The following is a 25,658-nucleotide window of genomic DNA, read 5'->3' as shown; positions in this document are numbered from 1 at the left end:
CCCCCGGGCGGCCCGCCCCCGACCCGACCTTGGCCTTTCCCGGCCGTGATGATCGCAAGTTGAGATCGTCCCGCGCTTGATCCGGCGCCCCCGCGAGGAAATTCTTGATCGCGACAGTGGCGTCGAAGGAAGGCGAGGTCCATGAGCAGAGCGCACAGAGCCGTGACGGCGGTGACGCTGGGCGCCGCGGCGGCGGTCCTGGTGACGGCGGTGCCCGCGGGCGCCGACGCCCGGTTCGCCCCCGGCGCGCCCGGCGCGGGCGACCCGTACTTCCCCGACATGGGCAACGGCGGCTACGACGCCCGGCACTACGACGTGCGGCTGGAGTACGACCCGGCGACGAAGGGGATCGAGGCGGTCGCCCGGATCCGGGCGAAGGCCACGCAGAACCTGTCCCGGTTCAACCTCGACTTCCTCGGCCCGCTGAAGATCTCCTCGCTGAAGGTGGACGGCCGGGACGCGAAGTTCGCGCGGACGGGCGCGCAGGAACTCGAGATCACCCCGGACCGCGGCCTGCGGCGGAACCGGACCTTCACGGTGACGGTCGTGTACGCGGGCGTCCCGCAGACGATCAACGACCCGGCGCTCGGCACGTCCGGCTGGATCCCCACGACGGACGGCGCCGTGATGGTGAACCAGCCGTTCGGCGCCGCGACGGTCTACCCGGTGAACGACCACCCGACCGACAAGGCGACCTACACCTTCACGCTGACGGCGCCGAAGGACCTCACGACGCTGTCGAACGGCGACCTGCGCGGCACCTGGACGCGCCACGGGAAGACCACGACCCGCTGGGACATGCGGGCGCCGATGGCGAGCGAGCTGTCGATGCTCGCGATCGGACGGTACGACGTGCTCAAGGGCCGCACGGACCGGGGCGTCCCGAACCTGACGGCGACCGACGAGCGGCAGGGCGTCTCGCCGGAGAACGCGAAGAAGTTCCACGACATGACCGGCGACGTCCTCGACTTCCAGTCGACGATGTACGGGCGGTACCCGTTCCGGTCGACCGGCGGGATCGTCGTCAAGGGCGGCTTCGGGTACGCGCTGGAGACGCAGGGACGCCCGGTGTACGACCTCGGGCACCGTCCGGGCGCGATCCCGAGCGGCGGGCTCGTCGCGCACGAGCAGGCCCACCAGTGGTTCGGCGACTCGGTGACGCCGGAACGCTGGGCCGACATCTGGATGAACGAGGGCCTCGCGACGTACTCCGAGTGGCTGTACGCGGAGAAGTTCGAGAACAAGCCCGTCCAGAAGTCGTTCGACGAGGTGTACGCCACCCCCGCGGACGACGACCTGTGGACGCCCGTCGTGTCCGACCCGGGCCGCGACAACATCTTCCACGGCGCCGTGTACGACCGGGGCGCGATGGCCGTCCACATGCTGCGCGCGGCGATCGGCGACCGCGACTTCTTCCGGTTCCTGAAGGCGTGGCCGTCCGCCCACGAGGGCCGCAACGCCTCCACCGAGGACTTCGTCCGGTTCGCCGAGCGGATCTCCGGCGAGGACCTCGGCGCGTGGGCGAAGACCTGGCTGTACTCGACGGGCAAGCCCGAGCTGTAGGTCAGCTCAGGGTGATGGTGTAGCCCTTCTCGCGGAGGTGGCCGATCACGTCCTCGGAGTGGTCGGCGCCGCGCGTCTCCAGGTGCATGAGGACCTCGGCCTCCTCCACGTGGAGACGCGCGGCCATCCGCTCGTGCATCACGTCCAGCACGTTGACGCCCAGCTCCGCCAGCTCGCCGAGCAGCGTCACCAGGGCGCCGGGACGGTCCTTGAGGCGGCACCGCACGACCAGGTAGCGGCCCGCGCCGGCGAGGCCGTGCCGCAGCACCTTCGACAGCAGCAGCGGGTCGATGTTGCCGCCCGACAGCAGCACCACCACCGGCGTCCGGACGGCGTAGGAGTGTTCGAGCAGCGCCGCGACGCCCGCCGCCCCGGCCGGTTCGACGACCTGCTTCGCCCGCTCCAGGCACAGCAGCAGCGCCTGCGAGATCGACTCCTCCGACACCGTCACGACGGCGTCGACCAGCTCGGTGAACAGCTCGTAGGTGAGGTCGCCCGGGCGGCCCACGGCGATGCCGTCCGCCATCGTCGCCTGCGTCTCGATCCGCATGGGGCGCCCGGCGGCCAGCGACGGCGGGAACGCCGCCGCGCGCTTCGCCTGCGCCCCAACCACCTTGACGTCCTTCTCCACGGCCTTGATGGCGGCGGCGACCCCCGCCATCAGCCCGCCGCCCCCGACCGGCCCGACGACCGTCCGGACGTCCGGGCACTGCTCCAGGATCTCCAGGCCGATCGTGGCCTGGCCGGCGACGACGTCCTGGTGGTCGAACGGGTGGATCAGGATCGCGCCGTGCTCCTTGGCGTAGGTGTCGGCCGCGACGAGGCAGTCGTCCACGGTCGGGCCCGGGAAGATCACCTCGGCGCCGTAGCCGCGGGTCGCGGCGACCTTCGGCAGCGGCGCGCCCTCCGGCATGAACACCGTCGCCCGGCAGCCGAGGATGGACGCCGCGAGCGCCACGCCCTGCGCGTGGTTGCCCGCGCTGGCCGCGACGACGCCGCGGGCCCGCTCGGCATCGCTGAGCCGCGCGATCCGCACGAACGCGCCGCGGATCTTGAACGAGCCGGTGCGCTGCACGTTCTCGCACTTCAGCAGCACCGGGCCGCCGATCGCCTCGGACAGCGCCCGGGACCGGATCAGCGGCGTCGGGACGATCACGTCGGCGAGCAGATCCCGGGCGGCGCGGACGTCATCGAGGGTCACGGGAGCCATGCGCCGATCTTCCCACGGCCCGGTAACGGCTCAGCGCGCGTTCCAGTAACGGCCGGGGGCGAAGATCAGCGCGGCGGCGCCGATGAGGCCCGCGGGCTGCCCGAGCGCCGCCGGGACGATCTCCAGGCGGCGCGCGAACTCCATCCGGGCGTGCGCGTCGAACGCCTCCCGCAGCGGGTCGAACAGCAGCGGCCCGGCCTGCGAGACGCCGCCGCCGATCGCCACGACCTCGAGGTCGCACAGGTGCGTCGCGGACGCGATCGCGATGCCGAGGGCCCGTCCGGCCCGCCGCATCGCCGCGACCGCGACCGGCTCGCCGTCCCGCGCGTCCGCGGCCAGCTCGACGCCCGTCACACCGGGCGCCCCCGAACGCCAGCCCTGCTCGCGGGCCCACGCCACCAGGCCGGGGCCCCGCGCGATCGCCTCCAGGCATCCGCGGCCGCCGCAGCCGCACGGCGGGCCGTCCGGGTCGACGATCACGTGCCCGATGTGCCCCGCGTTGCCGCCGGCGCCGTCGACGAGCCGGCCGCCGAGGATCAGCCCCCCGCCGACGCCCGTGGACACCACCATGCCCAGCACGTTCGCGCGCCCGCGGCCCGCGCCGAGCCAGTGCTCGCCGATCGCGACGCAGATCGCGTCGTTGTGCACCCGGACGGGCAGGCCCGGATGCCGCTCGCGGAGCCGCTCGCGCAGCGGGAACCCCCGCCACGCGGGGATGTTCAGCGGCGACACCTCCGCCGCGGGCCACGTCATCGGCCCGCCGCACCCCACCCCGACGCCCGCGAGGGCGGGCGCGCCGCCCTCCGCGACGACCTTGTCGAGGAGCGCGTCGAGCGCCCGCCACAGGTCCTCGGCGTCGCGGCCCGGCTCGTTCGGCGTCGGGGCCCGGTCGTAGGCGACGATCCGCCCGCCCTCCCCGACGAGCGCCGCGGCGAGCTTCGTCCCGCCGATGTCGATCGCGAGCACCGGACGGGTCACCGAGTCGGTCACGCGTGGTCCCCCGCGCGGCCGAACGCCAGGATCGACGCCGTGAACCCGTGCACGTGGTTGCGCCCCGACACCGGCCCGATCTCCCCGGCCGCGAAGAACCCGCCGACGCCCGCGGGCCCGAACGCCCGGTCCAGCACCTTCGCGTCGTGGTCGGAGTCGGCGAACATCGCCTTCCCCCTCCCGTTGCAGGAGAACAGCAGCGCGCCCTCGACCGGCGCCATGTCGAACCGCTCCAGCAGCGCCGCGAGGTCCTCCTCCGCGGCGCCCGCGTCCCGCACCTGGAACCGGACCGTGCGGCCCACGTCGACGACGTCCCCGATCGCGATCGCGCCGTTCTCGGTGTCGGCCCCGACCACCCCGCGCACGAGGAAGTCGCCGTGCTCGTGCTCGTCGGCGTACTCGTCCATCGCGACACCGATCAGCAGCCCGCGGCCCGCCATCTCCTGCTCGTCCTCGGGCAGCCCCACGACGATCTCCTCGAGCTTCTCCAGCGCCGGGGTGCCCGCCAGCTCGTAGAGGACGTTCTCCTCCGCACGGGTCACCACCATGTCCGGCCCGATCGGCCGCGCCCCCTGGCTGACCAGCGTCGCCGCCGCCACCGACCCGCCGATCACCACCCCGACGGCCCCGTCGGAGTGGACCTCGCCGTCCACGAACAACCGCACCGTCCCCGGTCCGGTGCCCTCCGCGAGCCCGCCGACCAGCGGCAGCCCCGGCAGGGCGTCGTCCGAACGCTCGACGAACGCGTCCACGGGGAAGCTGTAGGGATCCGTGAGCAGCACCCCCACCACGTCGTCGTCCTGCCCCTCGGGCATCCCGACGACGATCAGCCGGTCGTCGGACCGCAGCGTCTCGAGACGGAACGGGTCGATCCGCGCGCCGGGCAGCACCGCCGCCCACGCGCTCACCGCACCCGCCTCCTCCACGCCGCGCCCGGCGCCGATGACCCCGGCGCCGCTGCACCCGATCATCACCGCGGGCCCCGCCGCCAGCGCCGCCCCGTGCGCCGCCGCCTCGATCTCGTCCGGATCGTCCCCGCTGATGAACACGCAGACCAGGTCCGGCGCGGCACTGAGCGGCGCGAGCGCCTCCTCCACCGCCGTCACGGCGGCACTGGACAGATCCGGGCCGACCGCCAGCCCATCACCGAATCGAGCCATGGCGCCGCCTCCTCGTGTTTCGGGCTCGCTTCACCCTCCCAGTCTCCCCCCGAACGACGCTGTTAGCCCAGGGGGTGCACGTGCTACGTGCAAGACGACGGGTCTCGTGTTTACCCAGGGGGGCGACCCCCTGGAACCCCCGTCACGGTGACGACGATCCTCGCGTGCTGTGCAAGGCCCGAATCGCGCGCGGCACTCGCACGCACGCTCCGGTCGCCGTCACCGGCGCTCCGCGCGACCTCCGGGCGCCGGGCGCCCTACGGCCGCGCGCAGCGCGCCCGAGCCAGGGTCCCTGCCCCAACGACCATCATGCAACCCGTCGCAGACCATTACCGCGAGAGATCCGGACATCGCGACGCCATGCACCGATAGCCCCTCCCACGAGACACGACACCCCGCCCCCCGAACTCCGGATTGCCGGGTCACCACAGCGCCCCGGCAAAGGCCGAACAGAACACAGGCCTCGCAACCGAGCACAACGACCGCCCACCACAAAGGCACACCACCGCCTGCACCCGCCTACACCCGCCTGCACCCGCCTGCACCCGCCTGCACCCGCCTGCACCCGCCTGCACCCGCCTGCACCCGCCGTATCGCATGGCACGCAAAAGTTTGCAGGGGCGGGGGCGTCACCTCGCAGGCTCGTGTGGTTCACGCGGCGGGCGACCGCAGCGCCTCGGCGACGGCCCGACGGAACACGGGCCTTGCAGGCGGGCGCGAGGACCGTCCGGCGCGCGGAGCGGGGCGACCGGAGCGTGCGTACGACACCCCGCACGGAGCCCGATCGCTTGCAACAGCACGCGAGGATCGTCCCGCGACTCCCGGGGGGTTTGGGGGGTCGCCCCCCAATAAGTAGCGCGCGGAGCGGGACGACCGGAGCGTGCGTACGACACCTGAACAGAGCCCGATCGCTTGCAACAGCACGCGAGGATCGTCCCGCGACAATCCGGGGGGTTCCGGGGGGTCGCTCCCCCGGACAGATCGCGTAGTGTCGATCTCGTGCGTGCATCCACACCCCGCGAGACCACGGTGGGCGAGCTGCGCAACGGCGGTCACGTCCAGCGTTCGGTGAAGGCCGAGATCCGCCACAACCTGCTCGACCGGCTGAGATCGGGCGAGCCGCGGTTCCCCGGGATCCTCGGATTCGACGAGACCGTCCTCCCCCATCTGGAACGGGCGCTGCTCGCCGGGCACGACCTGGTGCTGCTGGGCGAGCGCGGCCAGGGCAAGACGCGGTTGATCCGCACCCTGGCCGGCCTGCTGGACGAGTGGACGCCGGTCGTCGCCGGATGCGAGATCAACGACCATCCGTACGCGCCGGTGTGCGTGCGCTGCCGCAGGCTCGCCGACGAGCTCGGGGACTCGCTGCCGGTGGCGTGGAAGCACCGGGACGAGCGGTACGGGGAGAAGCTCGCGACGCCCGACACCAGCGTCGGCGACCTCATCGGCGACGTCGACCCGATCAAGGTCGCCGAGGGGCGGACGCTCGGCGACCCGGAGACCGTGCACTTCGGGCTCGTGCCCCGGACGAACCGGGGCGTGTTCTCCATCAACGAGCTGCCCGACCTGGCGGAGCGGATCCAGGTCGCGCTGCTCAACGTGCTCGAGGAGCGGGACGTCCAGATCCGCGGCTACGCGCTGCGGCTGCCGCTGGACGTGCTGCTGGTCGCGAGCGCCAACCCCGAGGACTACACCAACCGCGGCCGGATCATCACGCCGCTGAAGGACCGGTTCGGCGCGGAGATCCGCACCCACTACCCGCTGGAGCTGGACGCCGAGCTGGCGCTCATCCGGCAGGAGTCGGAGTTCGCCGACCTCGGCGGGGTGCCCGCCGAGGTGCCCGACCATCTCGTGGAGGTGATCGGGCGGTTCACCCGGCTGGTGCGGGAGTCGACGGCGGTCGACGCGCGGTCCGGCGTGTCGGCGCGGTTCGCGCTGGCGGGGGCCGAGACGGTCGCGGCGGGCGCGGTGCGGCGGGCGGCGCTGACCGGCGAGGAGCGCGCCGTCGCACGGGTGTGCGACCTGCCCGCGGTGGTGCCCGCGCTGCTCGGCAAGGTGGAGTTCGAGGTCAGCGAGGAGGGCCGCGAGCAGGAGGTGCTGGAGCACCTGCTGCGGCGGGCCGTCGCCGAGACCTACCGGCGGACGCTCGGCGCCGCCGACCTGAGCGGGCTGCTGGACAAGTTCGACGCGGGCGACAGCGTGGAGTCGGGCGAGCTGGTGCCGGCGTCGGAGCTGCTGCGCCGCGTCGGGCAGGTCCCCGGGCTGGCGCGGATGATGGAGCGGCTGGGCATGTCCGGGGAGTCCCCCGGGCAGGCGGCGGCCGCGCTGGAGTTCGCCCTGGAGGGGCTGTTCCTGACCCGGCGGCTGTCGAAGGACGCGGCCGACGGGACGTCCACCTACCGCACCTGAGGGCCACCGATTGGGGGCGCCACTGTGAGCCGATACCGGTACGGCGCGTACGAGGACGGGCCCGATCCGCTCGCCCCGCCCTACGACGTCCGCGACGCCCTCGACGCCGTGGGCGACGCGGTGCTGGACGGGACGCGGCCGGGCGACGCCCTGCGCGACCTGCTGCGCCGCGGGCTGCCGGGCCGGGACGGGCGCGGGCTGGACGATCTGCTCCGCGAGGTCCGGGAGCGGCGGCGCGCGCTGCGCGACCGGGGCCGGCTGGACGGCACCCTGGAGCAGGCGCGGGCGCTGCTCGACACCGCGATCGGGCAGGAGCGCGCCGAGCTGTTCCCCGACCCGGGTGACGACGCGCGGCTGCGCGAGGCCGAGCTGGACGCGCTGCCGGACGACACGTCGCAGGCCGTGCGGCGCCTGTCGAACTACGAGTGGAGGTCGGACGCGGCGCGGGCGACGTTCGAGAAGCTGAAGGACCTGCTGCGCAGCGAGGTGCTCGACGCGCAGTTCCAGGGGATGAAGCAGGCCCTGCAGAGCCAGGACCCGGCGCAGATGCAGCGGGTCAAGGACATGATGTCCGCGCTGAACGGGATGCTCGAGAAGGACGCCCGGGGCGAGCACACCCAGGAGGACTTCGACCGCTTCATGGACGAGTACGGGGAGTTCTTCCCCGACCGTCCGGAGAACCTCGAGGAGCTGGTGGACGCGCTCGCCCGGCGCGCCGCCGCGATGGACCGGCTGCTGGCGTCGCTCAGCCCCGAGCAGCGGGCGGAGCTGGCCGGGCTGATGGACGAGGTCATGAAGGACGCTGGCCTCGCGATGGAGATGACGCGGCTGGGCGACGCGCTGCGCACCCGCCGTCCCGACCTCGGGTGGGGCGGCGCCGAGCAGATGACGGGCGACGACCCGCTGGGCATGGGCGACGCGACGTCCGCGCTGGCGGAGCTGGCCGACCTCGCCGAGCTGGAGGCCGCGCTGGGGCAGGATTACCCGGGCGCGCGGCTGGACGACATCGACGAGGACGCCGTCCGGCGGGCGCTCGGCCGCCGTGCGGTGGACGACCTGCAGGCGCTCCGGCGGATCGAGGCGGAGCTGGAACGGCAGGGCTACCTGCGCCGCAACCGCGGCAAGCTGGAGCTGACGCCGAAGGCGGTGCGGCGGCTGGGCGAGACGGCGCTGCGGCGGGTGTTCTCGCAGCTCGCGTCGGGCCGGCCGGGCGACCATGACCAGCGCGACGCCGGGCAGGCGGGCGAGCTGACCGGGTCGAGCCGCCCGTGGCGGTTCGGGGACGAGCAGCCCCTCGACGTCGTCCGGACGGTGAGCAACGCGGTGCGGCGCAGCGCGATGGCGGGGCCCGTCGCGCGGGTCGTCGAGCCCGCGGAGGCCGCCGATCCGTCCGCGAACGGCGCGCGCGCGGACGTCCTGCCCGGTGACAGGGTGCCGGGGCCGCGTCCCGTCCGGCTGGGCGTGGACGACTTCGAGGTCCACGAGACGGAGCGGCGCACGGGCGCGGCCGTCTGCCTGCTGGTCGACCTGTCGTACTCGATGGTGCTGCGCGGGACGTGGGCGGCGGCCAAGCAGACGACGCTCGCCCTGCACACGCTCGTGACCAGCAAGTTTCCGCAGGACGCCATCCAGATCATCGGCTTCTCGAACTACGCGCGGACCCTGCACCCGACGGAGATGGCCGGGCTCGACTGGGACATGGTGCAGGGCACGAACCTGCACCACGCGCTGATGATCGCGGGCCGCCATCTGGACCGGCACCCCGACTTCGAGCCGATCGTGCTCGTCGTGACCGACGGCGAGCCGACCGCGCACCTGCGCCCGGACGGGCGTTCGCTGTTCGACTACCCGCCGTCCACCGAGACGCTGGTGCTGACGCTCGCGGAGGTCGACAAGATGACGCGGCGCGGCGCCGGGATGAACTTCTTCATGCTGGCCGACGACCGGCGGCTGGTGTCGTTCGTGGAGGAGGTCGCGCGCCGCAACGGCGGCCGCGTCTTCGCGCCGGACGCGCAGCGGCTCGGCGAGTACGTGGTGAGCGACTACCTGCGGGTGCGGCGAGGGCGCGGGTAGCGCCCGCGGGGGCTAGGGTCGGCGTCATGTCGACTTCCGACCACCTGCTGCTGATCCTGCACATCGGCTTCGCGATCTTCACGCTGGGGCCGCTGACCGCCGCGACGATGTCCACGCCGCGCTACATCCGCAAGGGCAACACGTCGGTCGTGCGGTACCTGAACCGGACCACGCAGATCTACGGCGTGGCGTGCCTGGGCATCTTCCTGTTCGGGATGTTCCTGGCGAACGGGCGGTTCGACCAGATGTGGCTGTCGGCGTCCATGACGCTGTTCATCGTGGCGCTGGTGCTGCTGCTGATCGTGGACCGCGACCAGCGGCGGGCGGTGCACCTGCTGGAGACGGCCGGTGCCGCGGCCGTCCCGGCCGGCGCGTCCGCCCCCGCACCCGGCGAGACCGCGCCCGGCGAGACCGCCGACGGCGAGGAGCGGGCGAAGGACGCGAAGGCCGAGCGCGCGGAGGCCGCCGCCGCGCCCGGGGCGGACGTCGCGCAGGTGGAGCGCGGCCGGATCGCGGCGCTGTCCGGGGTCATCGCGCTGATCTGGCTGGTGATCCTCGTGCTGATGGTCTGGAACGGCTGACCGGCGCCCGGCGGCGCGGTCAGTCGTCGGTGGCGCGCTGGGTCGGGAGGGCGCTCGGCAGCTCGACCGGGGAGTCGTGCTCGCCGCCCTCGTCGTCCTCCCGGCCGGTGCCGCCGCCGGACGTCGCCTGGGCGAGGCGCTCGCCGAGCCACTCGGTGATCGTCGGGTAGGTGTCGGGGTGGTTCAGCAGCGCGGCGGCGTGCGCGGACCCCTCGACCGTCTTGATCGTCGCCTCGATCCCGGCGGCGCGCAGCGCGGTCGCCAGGCCGCGGCTCTCGGTGACCGGCACGAACTCGCTCGTCCCGTGCATGAACAGCATCGGGACGTCCTCGGCGCCGACGTGGCTCGCGGACTTGCTGTCCTCGAGGAGCTTCCAGCAGCGCGACCCGGCGACGGCGTCGGCCGGGTCGCAGCCGAGCAGGTCGATGACGGCGCGGCGCAGCTTGCGCTGCTGGGGGTTCGCGGTGGCCGCGCCGCCGTCGGTGTAGGCGAGTTCCGGGTCGTTCGGCGGCGACAGCGCGATCACGCCGCGGACCCGCTCGCCGCCGTCGCCGTACGTGCCGAGCTGGGTGGCGAGGTGCCCGCCGGAGGACGAGCCGATCACCACGACGCGCTCGGGGTCGGCGTTCCAGCGGGCGGCGTTGGTCTTGAGGAAGTTCAGCGCCGACAGCACGTCGGTCCGCTGCGCGGGCCACTGCGCGGCGGGCGCGAGCCGGTAGTTCGCCGACAGGACGACGTAGCCGTCGGAGACGAGGCGGCGCGCGAAGTACTCCCAGGCGCTCTTGTCGCCCTGCAGCCAGTAGCCGCCGTGGACGACCAGGACGGCCGGGCGCGGCGCGGTGCCGCGCTCAGCGGTCGTCCAGTAGGCGTCGACCTGCTGCCGTTCCGCGGGCCCGTAGGAGTAGGTCTCGGTCCGCGGCAGTTCGGGCGTCACCATGACGGCGCTGGCGGTGACGGTGCCGTCGGCCGCGTCGGACGGGGTGCCCTGCGGGGTCGTCGGCGCGTCCGCCGGGGCGCCCGTCGGCGCGCCCGACGGGCCGTCCGTGCCGGCGTCCGGTGCGGGGGTGGTCGGCGCGGGCGAGGCCGTCGGTGCGGGCGGCGCGGCCTGCGCCGTCAGGGGGACGGCCACGGCCGACGCGCACGTCGCGGCGAGAGCCGCACTGAACACCACTGCCTTGCGCACCCGGGACCCCTTCGCACACGGAAACCTGGCGCGCTCATCATAAGAGGTTTTGATCAAGTACGCGCGGGAAGGGTGGTTTGGTTCAGCCGAGCGCGTCCTCGAGGTCGCGGAGGAGGTCGGCGGCGTCCTCGATGCCGACCGACAGCCGCACCAGGTCGGCGGGCACCTCCAGCGGCGATCCGGCCGCGGACGCGTGCGTCATCCGGCCCGGGTGCTCGATGAGCGATTCGACGCCGCCGAGGGACTCGCCGAGCGTGAACAGCTTCGTCCGCTCGCAGACGCGGACGGCCGCCTCCTCCGACTCCATCCGGAAGGAGACCATGCCGCCGAACCCCTTCATCTGCTTGGCGGCGATCTCGTGCCCCGGGTGGTCGGGCAGCCCCGGGTAGAGCACCTGCCGGACGGACGGGTGCCGCGTGAGCATGTCGACGACCCGTTCGGCGTTCGCGCAGTGCCGGTCCATGCGGACGCCGAGGGTCTTGATGCCGCGCAGCGTCAGCCAGGCGTCGAAGGGGCCGGCGACGGCGCCCATCGCGTTCTGGTGGAACGCGAGCCGCTCGCCGAGGCCGGGGTCGGAGACGATCAGCGCGCCGCCGACGACGTCGGAGTGGCCGCCGATGTACTTGGTGGTGGAGTGCACGACGATGTCGGCGCCGAGCTCCAGCGGGCGCTGCAGGTAGGGCGAGGCGAAGGTGTTGTCGACGACGAGGAGCGCGCCGGCGTCCCGGGCGATCGAGGCGAGCACCGCGATGTCGGACACCCCGAGCAGCGGGTTCGTCGGCGTCTCCACCCAGATGATCTTCGTTTCCGGGCGGACGGCGGCGCGCACCGCGGCGACGTCCCCGAGCGGCACCGGGTCGAACGTGACGCCCCACGGCTCGGCGACCTTCGCGAACAGCCGGTAGGTGCCGCCGTAGGCGTCGTTCGGGATGATCACGTGGTCGCCCGGACGGCAGACGGTGCGCAGCAGCGCGTCCTCGGCGGCGAGGCCGGACGCGAACGCCAGGCCGCGGACGCCGCCCTCGATCTCGGCGAGGCATACCTCCAGCGAAGTACGCGTCGGGTTGGCCGATCGGGAGTACTCGTAGCCTCCGCGCAGCCCCCCGATACCGTCCTGCTTATAGGTCGAGACCTGGTAAATCGGCGGCACCACCGCCCCGGTGACGGGGTCCGGCTCCTGGCCGGCGTGGATGGCCACCGTCTCGAAACCCAGGTGAACGTCGTTGTCCATGGGAACGAGGCTATCCGCCGCCTTGCCCTCCTGAAGGAGGAGAGGGTCCCCCCGAGGTATCAGCTCCGATTTCGGCGCACGGGGTGACCCCATCGAGGCGCCGGATCTCTACCGTTTGATACGCATCCGCACTCATCCCTCTGAACCGAAGGAAGACGCATGTTCGCTGGGCTCGCACGCTTCGTCGTGAGACACCCGTGGTGGACGATCGTGGCCTGGCTGGCGGCGGCAGTCGTCATCATCGCCTTCTCCCCCAAACTGACAACCGAATCGGACCAGGGCGAGTTCCTGCCGTCCGGATATGAGTCCGTCCAGGCCGCCGAGCTGGCGTCCGACGCGTTCCCGCAGCAGGCCGAGGCCAGCTCGCTGATCGTGGTGCAGCGCACCGACGGCGGGAAGATCACGCCGCAGGACAGCACCAAGATCGGTGAGGCGACCAAGGCGCTGACGGCCGAGCTGAAGGAAGAGAAGTACCCGACGGTCCTCGGGTTCGTCACCGGCCCGGAGGCGGTCGCGCCGAACAAGAGCATCCAGTTGATCAACGTGCCGATGGAGCTGGCGACCGGGGCGGAGGCCCAGGATCAGAGCCAGGCCATCAAGGACCTCCGGGAGAAGCTGCCCGAAGTCCTCGGCAGCGGGCTGGAGGCCAAGGTCGGCGGCGACGTCGCGATGTTCGTCGACAACGAGGACTCCTTCACCCAGTCCTTCCTGCTGATCACGGTCGCCACCTTCGCACTGATCATCGGACTGATCCTGCTGATCTTCCGGGCACCGATCGCCGCGATCCTGCCGATCATCGTGATCATCGTCACCGAGCAGTTGTCGATGGGGCTGATCGGCGCCGCCTCGAAGGTCCTCGACTTCTCCGGTGACGACAGCCTGCAGATCATCCTGACGATCGTGCTGTTCGGCGTCGGCGCCGACTACTACCTGTTCGTCCTCTTCCGCTACCGCGAGCTGCTGCGGCAGGGCGTGGAGCGCAAGGAGGCGCTGATCCAGGCGGTCACGCGGGTCGGCGAGGTCATCACCTCCGCGGCCGCCGCGATCGCCGCCACTTTCGTCGTGCTGATGCTGGCGTCGTTCGGGATCTTCGCCGCGTGGGGCCCGTCGCTCGCCATCGGCGTCCTCGTCATGGGCATCACGTCGCTGACGGTGTTCCCGGCGCTGCTGTCGATCCTCGGCACCGCGGTGTTCTGGCCGTCCAAGGCGTGGAAGAAGCAGCCGAAGGGCACCGTGTCGGCCAAGCTCGGCGCGCTGGTCGGCAAGCGCCCGGCGATCGTCGCGCTGGCCGCGGCCGCCGTGATGATCGCGCTGGCGACCGGCGTGTTCGGCTTCAAGTCCAACTACGACTTCCAGTCCAGCTTCCCGCAGGACACCGAGTCCGCGCAGGCCATCAAGGACATGCAGAAGGGCTTCCCGGCAGGCCAGACCAGGCCCGTGGAGGTCATGGTCCAGTCCACCGACGGCCAGCCGCTCACGAAGGCCGAACTGAACGCCTTCGGGCAGCAGGCCAAGTCACTGCCCGGCGTCGGCGGCGTCGCGCCCGCCGAGCTCGGCCAGAACCCGTCCGTCGGCCGCGTCAACCTGCTGCTGAACGGCAACCCGGTCAGCAACGAGTCGATCAACCTGGTGAAGGACGAGCTCAACCCGGCGGTGCACGACATCGCGCCCGAGGGCACCAAGGTGTACGTCGGCGGTGAGGCCGCGATCTACGCCGACATCAACAAGGTCGTCAACCGCGACCTGTCGGTGATCCTCCCGGTCGCCGGGGTGCTGATCGCGGTGATCCTCCTCCTGCTGCTGCGCTCGGTGGTGGCGCCGCTGTACCTGGTCCCGGCGGTGCTCCTGGGCTTCGCCGCCACGCTGGGCTCCGCGGTGTTCGTCTTCCAGGGCCTCCTGGGCGAACCGGGAGAGATCTTCCACCTGCCGATCATGCTCTACCTGTTCGTGCTGGCCATCGGGACCGACTACAACATCCTGATGACCGCGCGGCTCCGCGAGGAGGCCAAGGAGGGCCACGAACCGCGCAAGGCCGCGGCGCTGGCCGTCCAGCACGGCGGCCCGACGGTCGCCGCGGCGGGCCTGATCCTGGCCGGGACGTTCTCGGTGATGCTGCTGGCGAGCGTCTCGATGCTCCAGCAGATGGGCTTCTCGATCGCGCTGGGCATCGCGCTCTCCGCCTTCGTGATGTCGATCTTCCTGGTGCCGGGCATCACCGCCCTGCTGGGCCACCGCGCCTGGTGGCCGGGACGCGCGACGCCGAAGGACGCGCCGTCCGGCGAGGCGGGCCCGGTCGAGGACGCGTACGCGCCCTCCGGGACCCGCTCGTAGCGGGGCCCCACAGACGCCGGGTTGCGGGGCGGTCGGAAATGCCGCCCACGGACCGCCCCGCAACCCGGCACCCTCGTGACACCGAGGCCCCCGGCTCGTCGAGAGCCGGGGGCCTCGCCCGTCTCCGGGGTGCGGCGGCGCCGCGGGTCAGGCGCTGGAGGGGGCCAGGTAGGCCAGGACGTCCTGGCGGGTGACGATGCCCGTGGGCTTGCCGTCGACCAGGACGACCACGGCGTCCCGGTTCTCGAGGACGGACACCATCCGCGCGACCGGCTCGCCCGACCCGACGACCGGCAGCGGCGGGCTCATGTGCTTCTCGAGCGGGTCGTCGGCGCCCGCGTGGTCGGCGTACAGGGCATGCAGGAGGACCCGCTCCTCGACCGCGCCGATCACCTCGCCGGCCATCACGTCGGGGTGGCCCGCGCCCGGCGACACCACCGGCATCTGCGACACCCCGAACTCCCGGAGGACCTTCACCGCCTCCCCGACGGTCTCGGTCGGGTGCATGTGCACGAAGTTCGGGATGACCTCGCCGGTCTTCTGGGCCAGGACGTCCCCGACGGTGGGCTCGGTGGTGCGGTCCTCGCTGAAGCCGTGCTGGTGCATCCACTCGTCGCTGAAGATCTTCGAGAGGTAGCCGCGGCCGCCGTCCGGGAGCAGGACGACGATCACCGCGTCGTCGTCGGCCTCGGCGGCGACGCGCAGCGCGGCGACGACCGCCATGCCGCAGGAACCGCCGACGAGCAGGGCCTCCTCGCGGGCGAGCCGCCGGGTCATGACGAACGAGTCCTTGTCGGACACGGCGATGACCCGGTCGCAGATCTCGCGGTCGTAGGTGTCGGGCCAGATGTCCTCGCCGACGCCCTCGGTGAGGTAGGGGCGGCCGCTGCCGCCGGAGTACACCGAGCCCTCCGGGTCGGCGCCGATCACCTGCACGCGCCCGCCGGAGACCTCCTTGAGGTACTTCCCGGCGCCGCTGATCGTGCCGCCGGTGCCGATGCCCGCGACGAAGTGCGTGATGCGGCCCTCGGTCTGCTCCCACAGCTCGGGCCCGGTCGTCGCGTAGTGGGACGCCGGGTTCTGCGGGTTCGCGTACTGGTTCGGCTTCCAGGCGCCCGGGATCTCGGCGGCGAGGCGGTCCGACACCGAGTAGTACGAGTCGGGGTGCTCGGGGTTCACGGCCGTGGGGCACACCACGACCTCGGCGCCGTAGGCGCGCAGCACGTCGACCTTGTCCTTGGCGACCTTGTCGGGGCAGACGAAGACGCAGCGGTAGCCGCGCTCCTGCGCCACGATGGCGAGCCCGACGCCGGTGTTGCCGGACGTCGGCTCGACGATCGTCCCGCCGGGCTTCAGCTCCCCGGACGCCTCCGCGGCGTCGATCATGCGGACCGCGATGCGGTCCTTCACCGAGCCTCCGGGGTTGAAGTACTCCACCTTGGCGAGGACCTGCGGCCCCCCGGCGCCGGTGAAGCCCTCGGTCACCTTGCGCAGCCGAACGAGCGGGGTGTTGCCCATCAGCTCGACCAGCGAATCGTGTACGTGCACCGCGACATCCTTGTCGTTCCGCGTTCGGTCCGGGTGTTCAGCCTGCCGGATCGGACCACGGTTCGCGCGGACGACCTGGTACGGCCCCGGTTAGATCTCCGTTTCCGACGTTAGCCGAGATCGGTTCGGGTGGGCATCAACACGGTGGGCGGCGGGTATGCAGCGGGCACGGAGGGTAGTGGGCCATGCTGAGAGCGTTCACGGCGCGCCGCATCGCGGCCGCGGCGGCCTACGGGGGCGGGGGCATCACGGCCCTGGGCGGCGCCACGTTCGCCCTGGTCATGATGGAGGCGCGGCTCGCCAGAAAGATCATCCTGGCGACGCCGAACGGCGATCCGCCGGTCGCGGACGGCCTGTACGGCGAGGCGTACGGGCGGGCCGGGCGCGGCGCGGCGCCGCCGGCGCTGTCGCTGGTGGTGCTGGGCGACTCGACGGCCGCGGGGCTCGGGGTGCACACCCCGGCGGAGACGCCCGCGGCGGTGCTGGCGGGCGGGCTGGCGGAGCTGGCCGGACGGCCGGTGCGGCTGACGAACGTGGCCCGGCCGGGCGCGCGGTCGGACGCGCTGGCCGGGCAGGTGGAGCGCGCCCTGGAGGTCCGCCCGGACCTCGCGGTGATCATGGTGGGGGCGAACGACGTCACGTCGCGGGTGCCCGCGGCGGAGTCCGTCCGGCATCTGGCGGAGGCGGTGGCGCGGCTGCGGGAGGCGGGCGCGCAGGTGGTGGCGGGCACCTGCCCGGACCTCGGGTCGGTGAAGCCGCTGATGCAGCCGCTGCGGTGGATCGCGCGGCGGGCGAGCCGGCAGCTCGCGGCGGCGCAGACGATCGCGGTGGTGGAGCGGGGCGGCCGGTCGGTGTCGATCGGCGACCTGCTCGGCCGGGAGTTCGCGGCGGATCCGCACGCGATGTTCAGCGCGGACCGGTACCACCCGTCGGCGCGGGGGTACGCGGCCGCGGCGGCGGCGCTGCTGCCGTCGCTGGCGTCGGCGCTGGGGCTGGAGCCCGATCTGGAGGCGTGGCCGGTGGAGACGCGGATCGGCGACGGGGTGCTGCCGGTGTACCTGGCGGCGGCCGCGGCGGCGGAGCGGGCCGGGACCGAGGTGTCGGGCGCGTCGGTCGCGGGCCGCGAGCGGGGTCCCCGGGGACGCTGGGCCCGGTTGTTGCGGCGGCGGTCCGCCGGGCCGGGCGCGGAGCCGCTCGCGGGCTCGGAGGCGGGCCCGCGGACCGACGCGCGGACGGAACCGGGCGCCGCAACGTCGTGAACGCGCATGTGAGGGGTACGAATTGCGCGAATCGGAGTAAGTCAGCACTTATTTGACTCATCGTCAACATACCCGGCCCCCCGCCGTGTACCGGGCGGAGGACGTGGGGCTAGATTGCGATGACCGGCGAGTAACACCGTCCGCCGCAACCGCCCCGCAGGGGACGCCGGTTCGCCGACCGGCCGCTCGAGACAGGAGACCCGCACATGCCCGAGGCAGTCATCGTCGCGACCGCTCGCTCGCCGATCGGCCGCGCCTTCAAGGGGTCGCTGAAGGACATCCGTCCCGACGACCTCACCGCCCAGATGATCACCGCCGCGATGGCGAAGGTCCCGCAGCTGCAGCCGTCCCAGATCGACGACCTGCTGCTCGGCTGCGGCCTGCCCGGCGGCGAGCAGGGCTACAACATGGCCCGCGTGGTGTCGGTCCTGCTGGGCTGGGACGACGTCCCCGGCGCCACGATCACCCGCTACTGCTCGTCCTCGCTGCAGACCACCCGGATGGCGCTGCACGCGATCAAGGCGGGCGAGGCCGACGTGATCGTCTCGGCCGGCGTCGAGACCGTCAGCCGCTTCGCCAAGGGCAGCAGCGACGGGCTGCCCGACACCCAGAACCCCGTGTTCGCCGACGCGCAGGCCCGCGCCGCCAAGGCCGCCGAGGGCGGCGCCGGCGTCTGGCACGACCCGCGCGAGGACGGCCAGATCCCGGACGTCTACATCGCGATGGGGCAGACGGCCGAGAACGTGGCGTCGCTGCGCGGCGTGACCCGCCAGGCGCAGGACGAGTTCGGCGTCCGCTCGCAGAACCTCGCCGAGAAGGCCATCGCCAACGGCTTCTGGGAGAAGGACATCACCCCGGTGACGCTGCCGGACGGCACCGTCGTCGCCAAGGACGACGGCCCCCGCGCCGGCACCACCTACGAGAAGGTGTCGCAGCTCCAGCCGTCCTTCCGGCCGGACGGCACGGTCACCGCGGGCAACTGCTGCCCGCTGAACGACGGCGCCGCCGCGGTCGTCGTCATGAGCGACACCAAGGCCGCCGAGCTCGGCATCACCCCGCTCGCGCGGATCGTGTCGACCGGCGTCACCGGCCTGTCCCCCGAGATCATGGGCCTCGGCCCGGTGGAGGCGTCCCGCAAGGCGCTCGCCAAGGCCGGCATGACGATCGGCGACATCGACCTCGTCGAGATCAACGAGGCGTTCGCCGCGCAGGTGCTGCCGTCCGCCGAGGACCTCGGCATCGACCTCGACAAGCTGAACGTCAACGGCGGCGCGATCGCGGTCGGCCACCCGTTCGGCATGACCGGCGCCCGCATCACCTCCACGCTGCTGAACAGCCTGAAGTTCCACGACAAGCAGTTCGGCCTGGAGACGATGTGCGTCGGCGGCGGCCAGGGCATGGCGATGGTGCTCGAGCGCCTCTCCTGACCCGTCCGTCCCTCCCGGAACGGCCGGACGGCCCGTGCGGGGCGCCGGAGCGCCCGCCGCACGGGCCGTTCGCTCGTTCATCCGCAGGTCATCGTCATGAATGATCTACGTTACGCAACGGATAGGTCCTCGTTAGGGTCTTGTCACATCCGGGCGGGTGTTGCACAGTGCCAGGAAGAGCCCCGCGACCTGGAGGTGCCAATTGTCACTGAACCACTCGCCGGAGACGCACAGCAAGCTCATAGCCCGCATCCCGCAAGTCACCGGACGTGACCTTCCCGAGTGGTTCACCGCGATCGAGAACGGACCGTCGTTCTCCCGCTGCGAGGAGCGCAGCAACTGGCTGGCCGAGGAGCACAACCTCACCCACGGCTACGCCGCCGCGCTGGTGCGCGAGCACGAGCGCGCCCGCCGCGCCCGTCACTACTGAAGCGCCCGGCACACCCGAACCCGCTGGGATCCCGCCACGGAACATCCCCGCAGGCGCGGCGCCCGAGCCGTCGCGCCCCCGGCGCAGAGATCCCACGCGAATCAGCCCCTCACCGGAGCGGCGAGGGGCTGATTCTTGCGCGGGAGCCCGCGGACGGACGTCCGGCGGGCGGCGTCCGCGTCAGTCGCGGGACGCGTAGAAGGTCAGTCGCGGGACGCGTAGAAGTACGACAGCAGCCGCAGGATCTCCAGGTAGATCCACACGAGGCTCAGCACGAGGCCGAACGCGCAGTACCAGGCGAACTTCTCCGGCGCGCCGGCCCGGACGCCCTGCTCGACGGAGTCGAAGTCCAGCAGCAGGAAGAAGCAGCCCACCAGGATCGCGGCGACGCTGAACACGTACGCGAGGGGGTTGTCGGGGTCGCGGATGCCGATGCCGTCGCCCCCGCCGAACGCGTACACCACCAGGTTGATCAGCATCAGCCCGACGAGGGCCGCGCCCGCCGCGATGACGAACCGCACGAACTTCGGCGTGACCCGGACGATCCGCAGCGCGTACGCGGCGAGCGTCGCGCCGAACGCGAGCGCCGTCCCGATCACGGCCTGGAGCACCACGCCGTGGTACACGTCGTTGTAGGCGTGGCTGATGATCCCGACGGCGACGCCGTAGAGCGCGGCGAACGCCAGCACCATCGGCGCGTTCGCCTTGCGGCCGAACGTGATGAACGCCCAGACGCCGATCATCGCGACGAACGCGACGACCATCACCGGCACCGAGAGGTCCACGGGCACCAGCGCCCAGGCCAGCGCGCCGGTGACGATGAGGGTGACCAGCGTCATGAACCCGCGGACGACGACGTCGTCGATGGTCATCGGACGGGTGACCGGCGGAGCCTCGGGCGGCGCCTGCACGCCGTACCCGGAACCGCCGTACCCGGGGGCGCCGTGGCCCTGCTCCATGCCCGGCGCGCCGTAGTGCCCGGGCGCGCCGTACGCGGCGCCGTCCGCGCGTTTCTGGAAGGAACGGCCCCGGAACGCCGGGTTCCTGCTCTCCATTCGGAGCCTCCACGTTGATCGAACCGGTCTTCAGTCTAAACGGGGAGTACCCGCCGTCCCCAGGTCTGATCACGTGAAGGCGAAAGCGGCGTGGCGGGAGCACGACGGGCCGGCGCCCGTCACCGGACGCCGGCCCGTCGCCCATGCCCCTGGTCGGATTCGAACCGACACAAAAGCTCTTTTAGGGAGCCCGCCTCTGCCATTGGGCTACAGGGGCGGCGTAATCATACCGGGAGCACATGAGCCGCCCGGTGGAAAACAATCCGTACGGCGCGCCTCGGGCGCTCAGTGCGAGGCCGGAACCCCCTGCGGGCGCCCGGCGGCCAGCTCGAACTCCTCGTGCGGCCGTTCCAGCTCGCCGAGCGAGACCATCTCGCGGCGGAAGAACATGGCGAGCGTCCAGTCCGCGGTGATCCGGAACTTGCGGTTCATCGTCGGCATCCGCGACAGGTGGTAGGTGCGGTGCATGAGCCACGCGGGCCATCCCCGCAGCTTGATCCCGTACACGTTCGCGACGCCCTTGTGCAGGCCGAGGCTGGCCACCGACCCGACGTAGGCGTGCCGGTAGGGCTTGCGCGGACGGCCCCGCATGTCCGCGACGATGTTGTCGGCGAGCCGCTTGGCCTGCCGGACGGCGTGCTGCGCGTTCGGCGCCGTGAACTCGCCGGTGCCGGTCAGGTCCGGGACGGCCGCGTCGTCGCCGGCGGTGTAGGCGTGCTCGGCCCCGTCCACGGTCAGCTCGGCGGTGGCCTTCACGCGGCCCCGGTCGTCGAGCGGCAGGTCGCTGTCCGCCACGACCGGATGCGGCTTCACGCCCGCCGTCCACACCAGCGTGCCGGCGTCGAACTCCTCGCCGTCGCTCAGCACGATGTGCCGTCCCCGCGCCGACTTCAGCAGCGTGTTCAGCTTCACCTCGATGCCCCGCGCGCGCAGCGCGTCCGCCGTCCAGCGGCCCATCTCCGGGCCGACCTCGGGCAGGATCCGGTCGGTGGCCTCGACCATCACCCAGCGCATCTCGGCCGGATCGATGTGCGGGTACCAGCGGCAGGCGATGCGGGCCATGTCCTCCAGCTCCGCCATCGCCTCCACGCCCGCGAACCCGGCGCCGACGAACACGAACGTCAGCGCGCGCCGCCGCACCTCCGCGTCGTCCGGGTTGGACTCGGCGATGTCGAGCTGGTGGATGACGTGGTTGCGCAGGAAGATGGCCTCCTCGATGGTCTTGAACCCGATGCCGCACTCGGCCAGGCCGGGGATCGGGAGCGTCTTGGAGATCGACCCGAGGGCGAGGACGAGCCGGTCGTAGTACACGTGGCGCTCCGGGACGCCCGCGGTGCTCGTCCCGGCCGGGCAGAGGGTCACGCGCCGCTTGGCGTGCTCGATCTTCGTCACGTACCCGTTGACGACCCGGCAGCGCGACAGGACCCGCCGCAGCGGCGCCACGACGTGCCGGGGCTCCAGGTTCCCGGCCGCCGCCTCGGGCAGGAACGGCTGGTAGGTCATGTACGACTGCGGGTCGATGACGGTGACGACGACTTCGCCACGGCGCAGCTCGCCCCGCAGCTTCCGCTGCAGGCGCAGCGCCGTGTACATGCCGACGTACCCGCCGCCGACGATCACGATGTGCTTCGCGGAATCCGCGGTGCGCTCGGAAGGCATACCGGGCCGGTACCCGCATTCGGCGCCGACTCACGCATCTTCCGCCATTGCCAGCTTTCCGACTACTTCCCCGATCTCAGGATATGTAGCGACCGAAAAGCCTCTTGCGGGGAGGAACGCACCAATACGGGCCCGCGGCTACTCGTAGTCGCGGGCGCGCACGAACACGGCGTCCAGCATCTCCTCCGTGACGCGTCCCGTGAACGTGTTCTGCTGGCTCGGGTGGTAGCACCCCAGCAGCAGCACCGGCGCGCGGCGGGAATGCCCGGGCGGCGGCGCCAGCTCGACCTCCGCGCCGTGCCCGAACTTCGGGCGCGGGCGCGGCAGCCCGTACCCCGCCTGCTTCAGCGCCGGCCACACCCCCTGCCAGGCGAACCCGCCGAGGCACACGATGCACCGGACGGACGCCGCGACGTCCTCGACCTCCCGCGCCAGCCACGGCAGGCACGTCGTGCGCTCCAGCGGCGTCGGCTTGTTGTCCGGCGGCGCGCAGCGGACCGTCGCCGCCATCCGCGCGCCGATCAGTCGCTGCCCGTCCCCCGCGTGCACGCTCGTCGGCAGCGCCGCCAGCCCCACCCGGTGCAGCGACGCGAACAGCCAGTCGCCCGACCGGTCCCCCGTGAAGATCCGCCCGGTGCGGTTCCCGCCGTGCGCCGCCGGGGCCAGCCCGACGATCATGATGCGCGGCTCCGGATCGCCCCACCCGGCCACCGGGCGCCCCCAGTACTCCTCGTCCGCGAACGCCCGGCGGCGCTTCACCGCCACCTGCTCGCGCCACTCCACCAGCCGCTCGCACGCCCGGCACACCGACTGCCGCGCGCACAGCTCGTCCAGGTCCGGGGAACCCGCCGCCAGCTCGATCACCTCGCCGGCGCCGTGCGCCACGGGCGTGTCCGGGCGCGCGGGGTCCTCCGGCCAGCCGGAACCGGGCGGGACGAACGGGGCGTTGGCGGTGGACATGCCCCGATCCTCGCACGGCCGGTTCCGTGGCCGCTTCCGACCGTGTTCACCGTGGCCGGTTCCGACCGTGTTCGCCGTGGCCGGTTCCGACCGTGTTCACCGTGGCCGGTTCCGACCGTGTTCGCCGTGGCCGGTTCCGACCATCGGCCGCCGAACCGGGGGTCGCGTCGGTACGATGCGTTCGCCGATCGGGGAGAACGGGCGCCTTGTCGTCCTTGCGAACGGAGTCTGCATTGTCGCAACCCGGCTGGTACCCGGACCCCTACGGGACCGGCAGCCTGCGCTGGTGGGACGGCCGGAACTGGAGCGACCGCCTCAACCCCGAACCCGCGGCGCCCGGACACGCCCCGCTCCCCCGGCGCCACCCGTCCGGCGCCGCCGTGCACGCCGCCCCGCACGCCGACCGCTCCTGGCAGGCGCCGCCCGCCGAGCAGCCGCTCGACGTCGTCGTCCACGGGCTGCGGCTGCGCGCCGACGACCACGGCGTCGCGTTCGGCAACGAGTCCCTGATCTGGCAGTACGTCGAATGGGTCGCCTACTGGGCGGCGGACGGCGCGGACGGCTCCGGACGTCCCGCGCAGTGGATCTTCCAGGTGGGCCGGCACCCGTTCCACGGCGGGCCCCGCGTCGAGGTGGTGCTGGACGAGGCGACCGTCCCGCGGCACGCGCCCGGCGCGGTCGGCGGCCCGGAGGAGGTGTGGGGGCGGCTGATCCGGCTGTGCCAGGTGCGCGCCGAACCCCGCCTCGTCGCGCAGCTCGCCGAGCACGTCCGGGCGGGCGAGTCGGTCGACGTGGCGCACGGCCTGACCGTCCACCCCGGCGGGGTGCGGGGCGCGCGGGTGTCACTGGGCTGGTCGGCGATCTCCGGCGCGGTCGTGGACGGCGGCCGCGTCTGGATCCGGCAGGCCACCGGCCGCAACGCCGTCCTCTACGTGCCCCAGCAGAACCCGAACGCCGTCCTCATCCCGGCGCTGCTCGACCGGCTGAAGGGGTGACCCGCTAGACCAGCGACCAGGCGAGGCCGTCGAGGATGTCGTGCTCGCTGACCACGACCGCCCCGAACCCGTACTCGCGCATGATCCGGTCGAGGATCAGGGCGCCCGCGCCGATCACGTCGACCCGCCCCGGATGCATGACGCCGAACCGGGACCGCTCGTCCCGCGTCGCGTGCAGCAGCCGCCGCGTCACCTCGTGGACCTGCGCCGCCATGATCCGCGACAGGTGGATGCGGGACGGGTCGTACTCGGGCAGGTCGAGCGCGATGCCCGACACCGTCGTCACCGACCCGGCGAGCCCGACGAGCGTGCGCGCCTCGTCCACCGGCACGGTCTCCCGGACGGCCGCGAGCTGGGCGTCGATGTCGGCGACGGCCGCCGCGATCTGCTCCGGCGACGGCGGGTCGCCGTCCTTCAGGTGCCGCTCGGTCATCCGCACGCAGCCGATGTCGATCGACCGCGCCGCCTGCACCGACGTGCTGCCCAGCACGAACTCGGTGGAGCCGCCGCCGATGTCGACCACCAGGTAGGGGCGGGCCGGGCGCAGCTCCGCCAGCTCGCGGGTCGCGCCGATGAACGACAGCTCCGCCTCCTCGTCCCCGGTGATCACCTCGGGGACGACGCCGAAGATCTCGACGACGCCGCGGACGAACTCGTCCCGGTTCGCCGCGTCGCGGGTCGCGCTCGTCGCGACGACGCGGACCTTGTCGGCCGCGCCGTGCCGGTCGATCAGCTCCGCGTACCCGCGCATCGCGGCGAACGTCCGCTCCAGCGCGGCGGGCGACAGCCGCCCGGTCTCGTCCACGCCCTCCCCGAGCCGGACGATCTCCATCCGGCGCTCGACGTCGGCGAGGGCGCCCGCCGCGGCGTCGATGTCGGCGATCAGCAGGCGGACGGAGTTGGTACCGCAGTCGACGGCGGCGACGCGCGTCACCGGGCCTCCTCGGGGTCGTCGGTGTCCTCGATGTCCTCGATGTCCACGGGGTCCTCGATGTCCACGGGGTCCTCGGGGTCCTCGGGGTCCACGGGATGGACGCACGGCCCGGACCGCCACCACTCCGGCAGCTCGTCCAGCGCCTCGCGGCCGAACGGGTTCACGCCGGGAACGGCCAGCTCGTGCGCGATCAGGGCGTGCAGGCACTTCACCCGCTCGGGCATGCCGCCCGCGCTCTGCATGCCCGCGGGCAGCGGCTCCAGGCCGTCCTCGCGGGCGGCCAGGTCGCGGCGCCGCAGGTAGTCGTCGTGGGCCCGGACGTACGCGGCCTTCAGGTCCGGGTCGTCCGCGAGCCGCGCCTGCATCTCCCGCATCACGCCGCTCCCCTCGAGCGTCCCGATCGCGGAGGCGGCCTTCGGGCACGTCAGGTAGAACAGCGTCGGGAACGGGGTCCCGTCGGGCAGCCGCGGCGCCGTCTCGATCACCGCGGGGTTCCCGCACGGGCAGCGGTGCGCCACCCGGCGGACGCCGCGCGGCACCCGGCCGAGCTGGGCCGCCACCGCGGCCTCGTCCCGCGGGGAGATGCCCCCGGCCGCCGGCTCGGCGCGATCGTCGATCATGTCATGCGTCCCCACCCGCGCGTCCCGCCTTCCGTTCCGT

At 72.9% G+C, this 25,658-nt stretch carries 20 protein-coding genes and 1 tRNA gene; 9 read left to right on the top strand and 12 right to left on the bottom strand.

The features are described 5' to 3' along the window. The first annotated feature begins 141 nt into the window (after positions 1-141). Positions 142-1,563 carry a M1 family metallopeptidase gene (locus AB0L25_RS03070; protein ID WP_500168033.1) on the top strand — a complete coding sequence of 474 codons (1,422 nt, stop codon included), beginning with the start codon at positions 142-144 and terminating at the stop codon, positions 1,561-1,563. Between the two features lies 1 nt (position 1,564). Here AB0L25_RS03070 and ilvA read toward each other — a convergent pair whose 3' ends face one another. From ilvA to AB0L25_RS03055, 3 genes are read right to left on the bottom strand one after another with little or no spacing between them, the layout of a single operon-like run. Then, the gene (ilvA, locus tag AB0L25_RS03065; RefSeq protein WP_500168031.1) at positions 1,565-2,773 is read right to left on the bottom strand and encodes a threonine ammonia-lyase; all 1,209 of its coding nucleotides are present in this window, start codon (positions 2,771-2,773) and stop codon (positions 1,565-1,567) included. Between the two features lie 30 nt (positions 2,774-2,803). Next, complete coding sequence (locus AB0L25_RS03060; RefSeq protein WP_500168030.1) at positions 2,804-3,763, bottom strand: ROK family protein; 960 nt, start codon at positions 3,761-3,763, stop codon at positions 2,804-2,806. Then, on the bottom strand, positions 3,760-4,923 hold the full coding sequence (locus tag AB0L25_RS03055; protein WP_500168028.1) for an FIST signal transduction protein: 1,164 nt from the start codon (positions 4,921-4,923) through the stop codon (positions 3,760-3,762). Before AB0L25_RS03055 ends, AB0L25_RS03060 begins: the two co-directional genes overlap by 4 nt. Before the next feature lie 999 nt (positions 4,924-5,922). Between AB0L25_RS03055 and AB0L25_RS03050 the strand changes: the two genes are divergently transcribed. From AB0L25_RS03050 to AB0L25_RS03040, 3 genes are read left to right on the top strand one after another with little or no spacing between them, the layout of a single operon-like run. Further along, the gene (locus AB0L25_RS03050; protein WP_500168026.1) at positions 5,923-7,332 is read left to right on the top strand and encodes a sigma 54-interacting transcriptional regulator; all 1,410 of its coding nucleotides are present in this window, start codon (positions 5,923-5,925) and stop codon (positions 7,330-7,332) included. Positions 7,333-7,356: 24 nt separating this feature from the next. After that, positions 7,357-9,405 carry a hypothetical protein gene (locus AB0L25_RS03045; RefSeq protein ID WP_500168024.1) on the top strand — a complete coding sequence of 683 codons (2,049 nt, stop codon included), beginning with the start codon at positions 7,357-7,359 and terminating at the stop codon, positions 9,403-9,405. A 26-nt stretch (positions 9,406-9,431) separates the two neighbouring features. Further along, positions 9,432-9,986, top strand: a complete 555-nt coding sequence (locus tag AB0L25_RS03040; RefSeq protein WP_500168022.1) for a hypothetical protein — start codon at positions 9,432-9,434, stop codon at positions 9,984-9,986. Between the two features lie 19 nt (positions 9,987-10,005). Here AB0L25_RS03040 and AB0L25_RS03035 read toward each other — a convergent pair whose 3' ends face one another. Together AB0L25_RS03035 and AB0L25_RS03030 are read right to left on the bottom strand one after the other, a co-directional pair. Beyond that, positions 10,006-11,169 carry an alpha/beta hydrolase gene (locus AB0L25_RS03035; protein WP_500168021.1) on the bottom strand — a complete coding sequence of 388 codons (1,164 nt, stop codon included), beginning with the start codon at positions 11,167-11,169 and terminating at the stop codon, positions 10,006-10,008. A gap of 82 nt (positions 11,170-11,251) precedes the next feature. Beyond that, the gene (locus tag AB0L25_RS03030) at positions 11,252-12,400 is read right to left on the bottom strand and encodes a cystathionine gamma-synthase (RefSeq protein ID WP_500168018.1); all 1,149 of its coding nucleotides are present in this window, start codon (positions 12,398-12,400) and stop codon (positions 11,252-11,254) included. 159 nt (positions 12,401-12,559) lie between these two features. Here AB0L25_RS03030 and AB0L25_RS03025 point away from each other — a divergent pair, with 159 nt between their 5' ends. Then, entirely contained in the window at positions 12,560-14,731 is a 2,172-nt protein-coding gene (locus AB0L25_RS03025) for an MMPL family transporter (protein WP_500168016.1), read from the top strand. 147 nt (positions 14,732-14,878) lie between these two features. Here the strand turns inward: AB0L25_RS03025 and AB0L25_RS03020 are convergent, their stop codons facing one another. Continuing rightward, positions 14,879-16,279 (bottom strand): cystathionine beta-synthase, encoded by a 1,401-nt coding sequence (locus AB0L25_RS03020; RefSeq protein WP_500168014.1) that lies wholly within the window; start codon positions 16,277-16,279, stop codon positions 14,879-14,881. A 185-nt stretch (positions 16,280-16,464) separates the two neighbouring features. Between AB0L25_RS03020 and AB0L25_RS03015 the strand changes: the two genes are divergently transcribed. From AB0L25_RS03015 to AB0L25_RS03005, 3 genes are all read left to right on the top strand, one after another. Then, positions 16,465-17,538 (top strand): SGNH/GDSL hydrolase family protein, encoded by a 1,074-nt coding sequence (locus AB0L25_RS03015; RefSeq protein WP_500168013.1) that lies wholly within the window; start codon positions 16,465-16,467, stop codon positions 17,536-17,538. 206 nt (positions 17,539-17,744) lie between these two features. Further along, positions 17,745-18,965: an acetyl-CoA C-acetyltransferase gene (locus AB0L25_RS03010; protein WP_500168011.1), complete on the top strand. Its 1,221-nt coding sequence runs from the start codon at positions 17,745-17,747 to the stop codon at positions 18,963-18,965. 202 nt (positions 18,966-19,167) lie between these two features. Further along, positions 19,168-19,395 (top strand): DUF4287 domain-containing protein, encoded by a 228-nt coding sequence (locus AB0L25_RS03005; protein WP_500168009.1) that lies wholly within the window; start codon positions 19,168-19,170, stop codon positions 19,393-19,395. A 203-nt stretch (positions 19,396-19,598) separates the two neighbouring features. Here the strand turns inward: AB0L25_RS03005 and AB0L25_RS03000 are convergent, their stop codons facing one another. The 4 genes from AB0L25_RS03000 to AB0L25_RS02985 all read right to left on the bottom strand — a co-directional run bounded on the left by AB0L25_RS03000 (position 19,599) and on the right by AB0L25_RS02985 (position 23,069). After that, complete coding sequence (locus tag AB0L25_RS03000) at positions 19,599-20,450, bottom strand: Bax inhibitor-1/YccA family protein (protein ID WP_500168007.1); 852 nt, start codon at positions 20,448-20,450, stop codon at positions 19,599-19,601. 144 nt (positions 20,451-20,594) lie between these two features. Continuing rightward, positions 20,595-20,667: transfer RNA gene (locus AB0L25_RS02995), tRNA-Leu, on the bottom strand. A 68-nt stretch (positions 20,668-20,735) separates the two neighbouring features. Beyond that, a complete protein-coding gene (locus AB0L25_RS02990; RefSeq protein ID WP_500168006.1) occupies positions 20,736-22,109 on the bottom strand; it encodes an NAD(P)/FAD-dependent oxidoreductase in 1,374 nt (457 codons plus the stop codon). Positions 22,110-22,247: 138 nt separating this feature from the next. Next, positions 22,248-23,069: a uracil-DNA glycosylase gene (locus tag AB0L25_RS02985; RefSeq protein WP_500168004.1), complete on the bottom strand. Its 822-nt coding sequence runs from the start codon at positions 23,067-23,069 to the stop codon at positions 22,248-22,250. 233 nt (positions 23,070-23,302) lie between these two features. On the opposite strand from AB0L25_RS02985, the gene AB0L25_RS02980 reads away from it, so the two are divergent. Then, on the top strand, positions 23,303-24,064 hold the full coding sequence (locus tag AB0L25_RS02980) for a DUF2510 domain-containing protein (protein WP_500168002.1): 762 nt from the start codon (positions 23,303-23,305) through the stop codon (positions 24,062-24,064). A gap of 4 nt (positions 24,065-24,068) precedes the next feature. On the opposite strand, the gene AB0L25_RS02975 is transcribed toward AB0L25_RS02980, so the two are convergent. Then, positions 24,069-24,998 (bottom strand): Ppx/GppA phosphatase family protein, encoded by a 930-nt coding sequence (locus tag AB0L25_RS02975; protein ID WP_500168000.1) that lies wholly within the window; start codon positions 24,996-24,998, stop codon positions 24,069-24,071. Beyond that, positions 24,995-25,618, bottom strand: coding sequence for a DUF501 domain-containing protein (locus AB0L25_RS02970; RefSeq protein WP_500167998.1), 624 nt, complete (start codon positions 25,616-25,618; stop codon positions 24,995-24,997). Before AB0L25_RS02970 ends, AB0L25_RS02975 begins: the two co-directional genes overlap by 4 nt. Between the last annotated feature and the right edge of the window lie 40 nt (positions 25,619-25,658).

The sequence above is a fragment of the Spirillospora sp. NPDC052242 genome (assembly GCF_040679555.1).
GTDB lineage: Bacteria > Actinomycetota > Actinomycetes > Streptosporangiales > Streptosporangiaceae > Spirillospora.
This window is presented reverse-complemented; position numbering and strand designations above follow the sequence as displayed.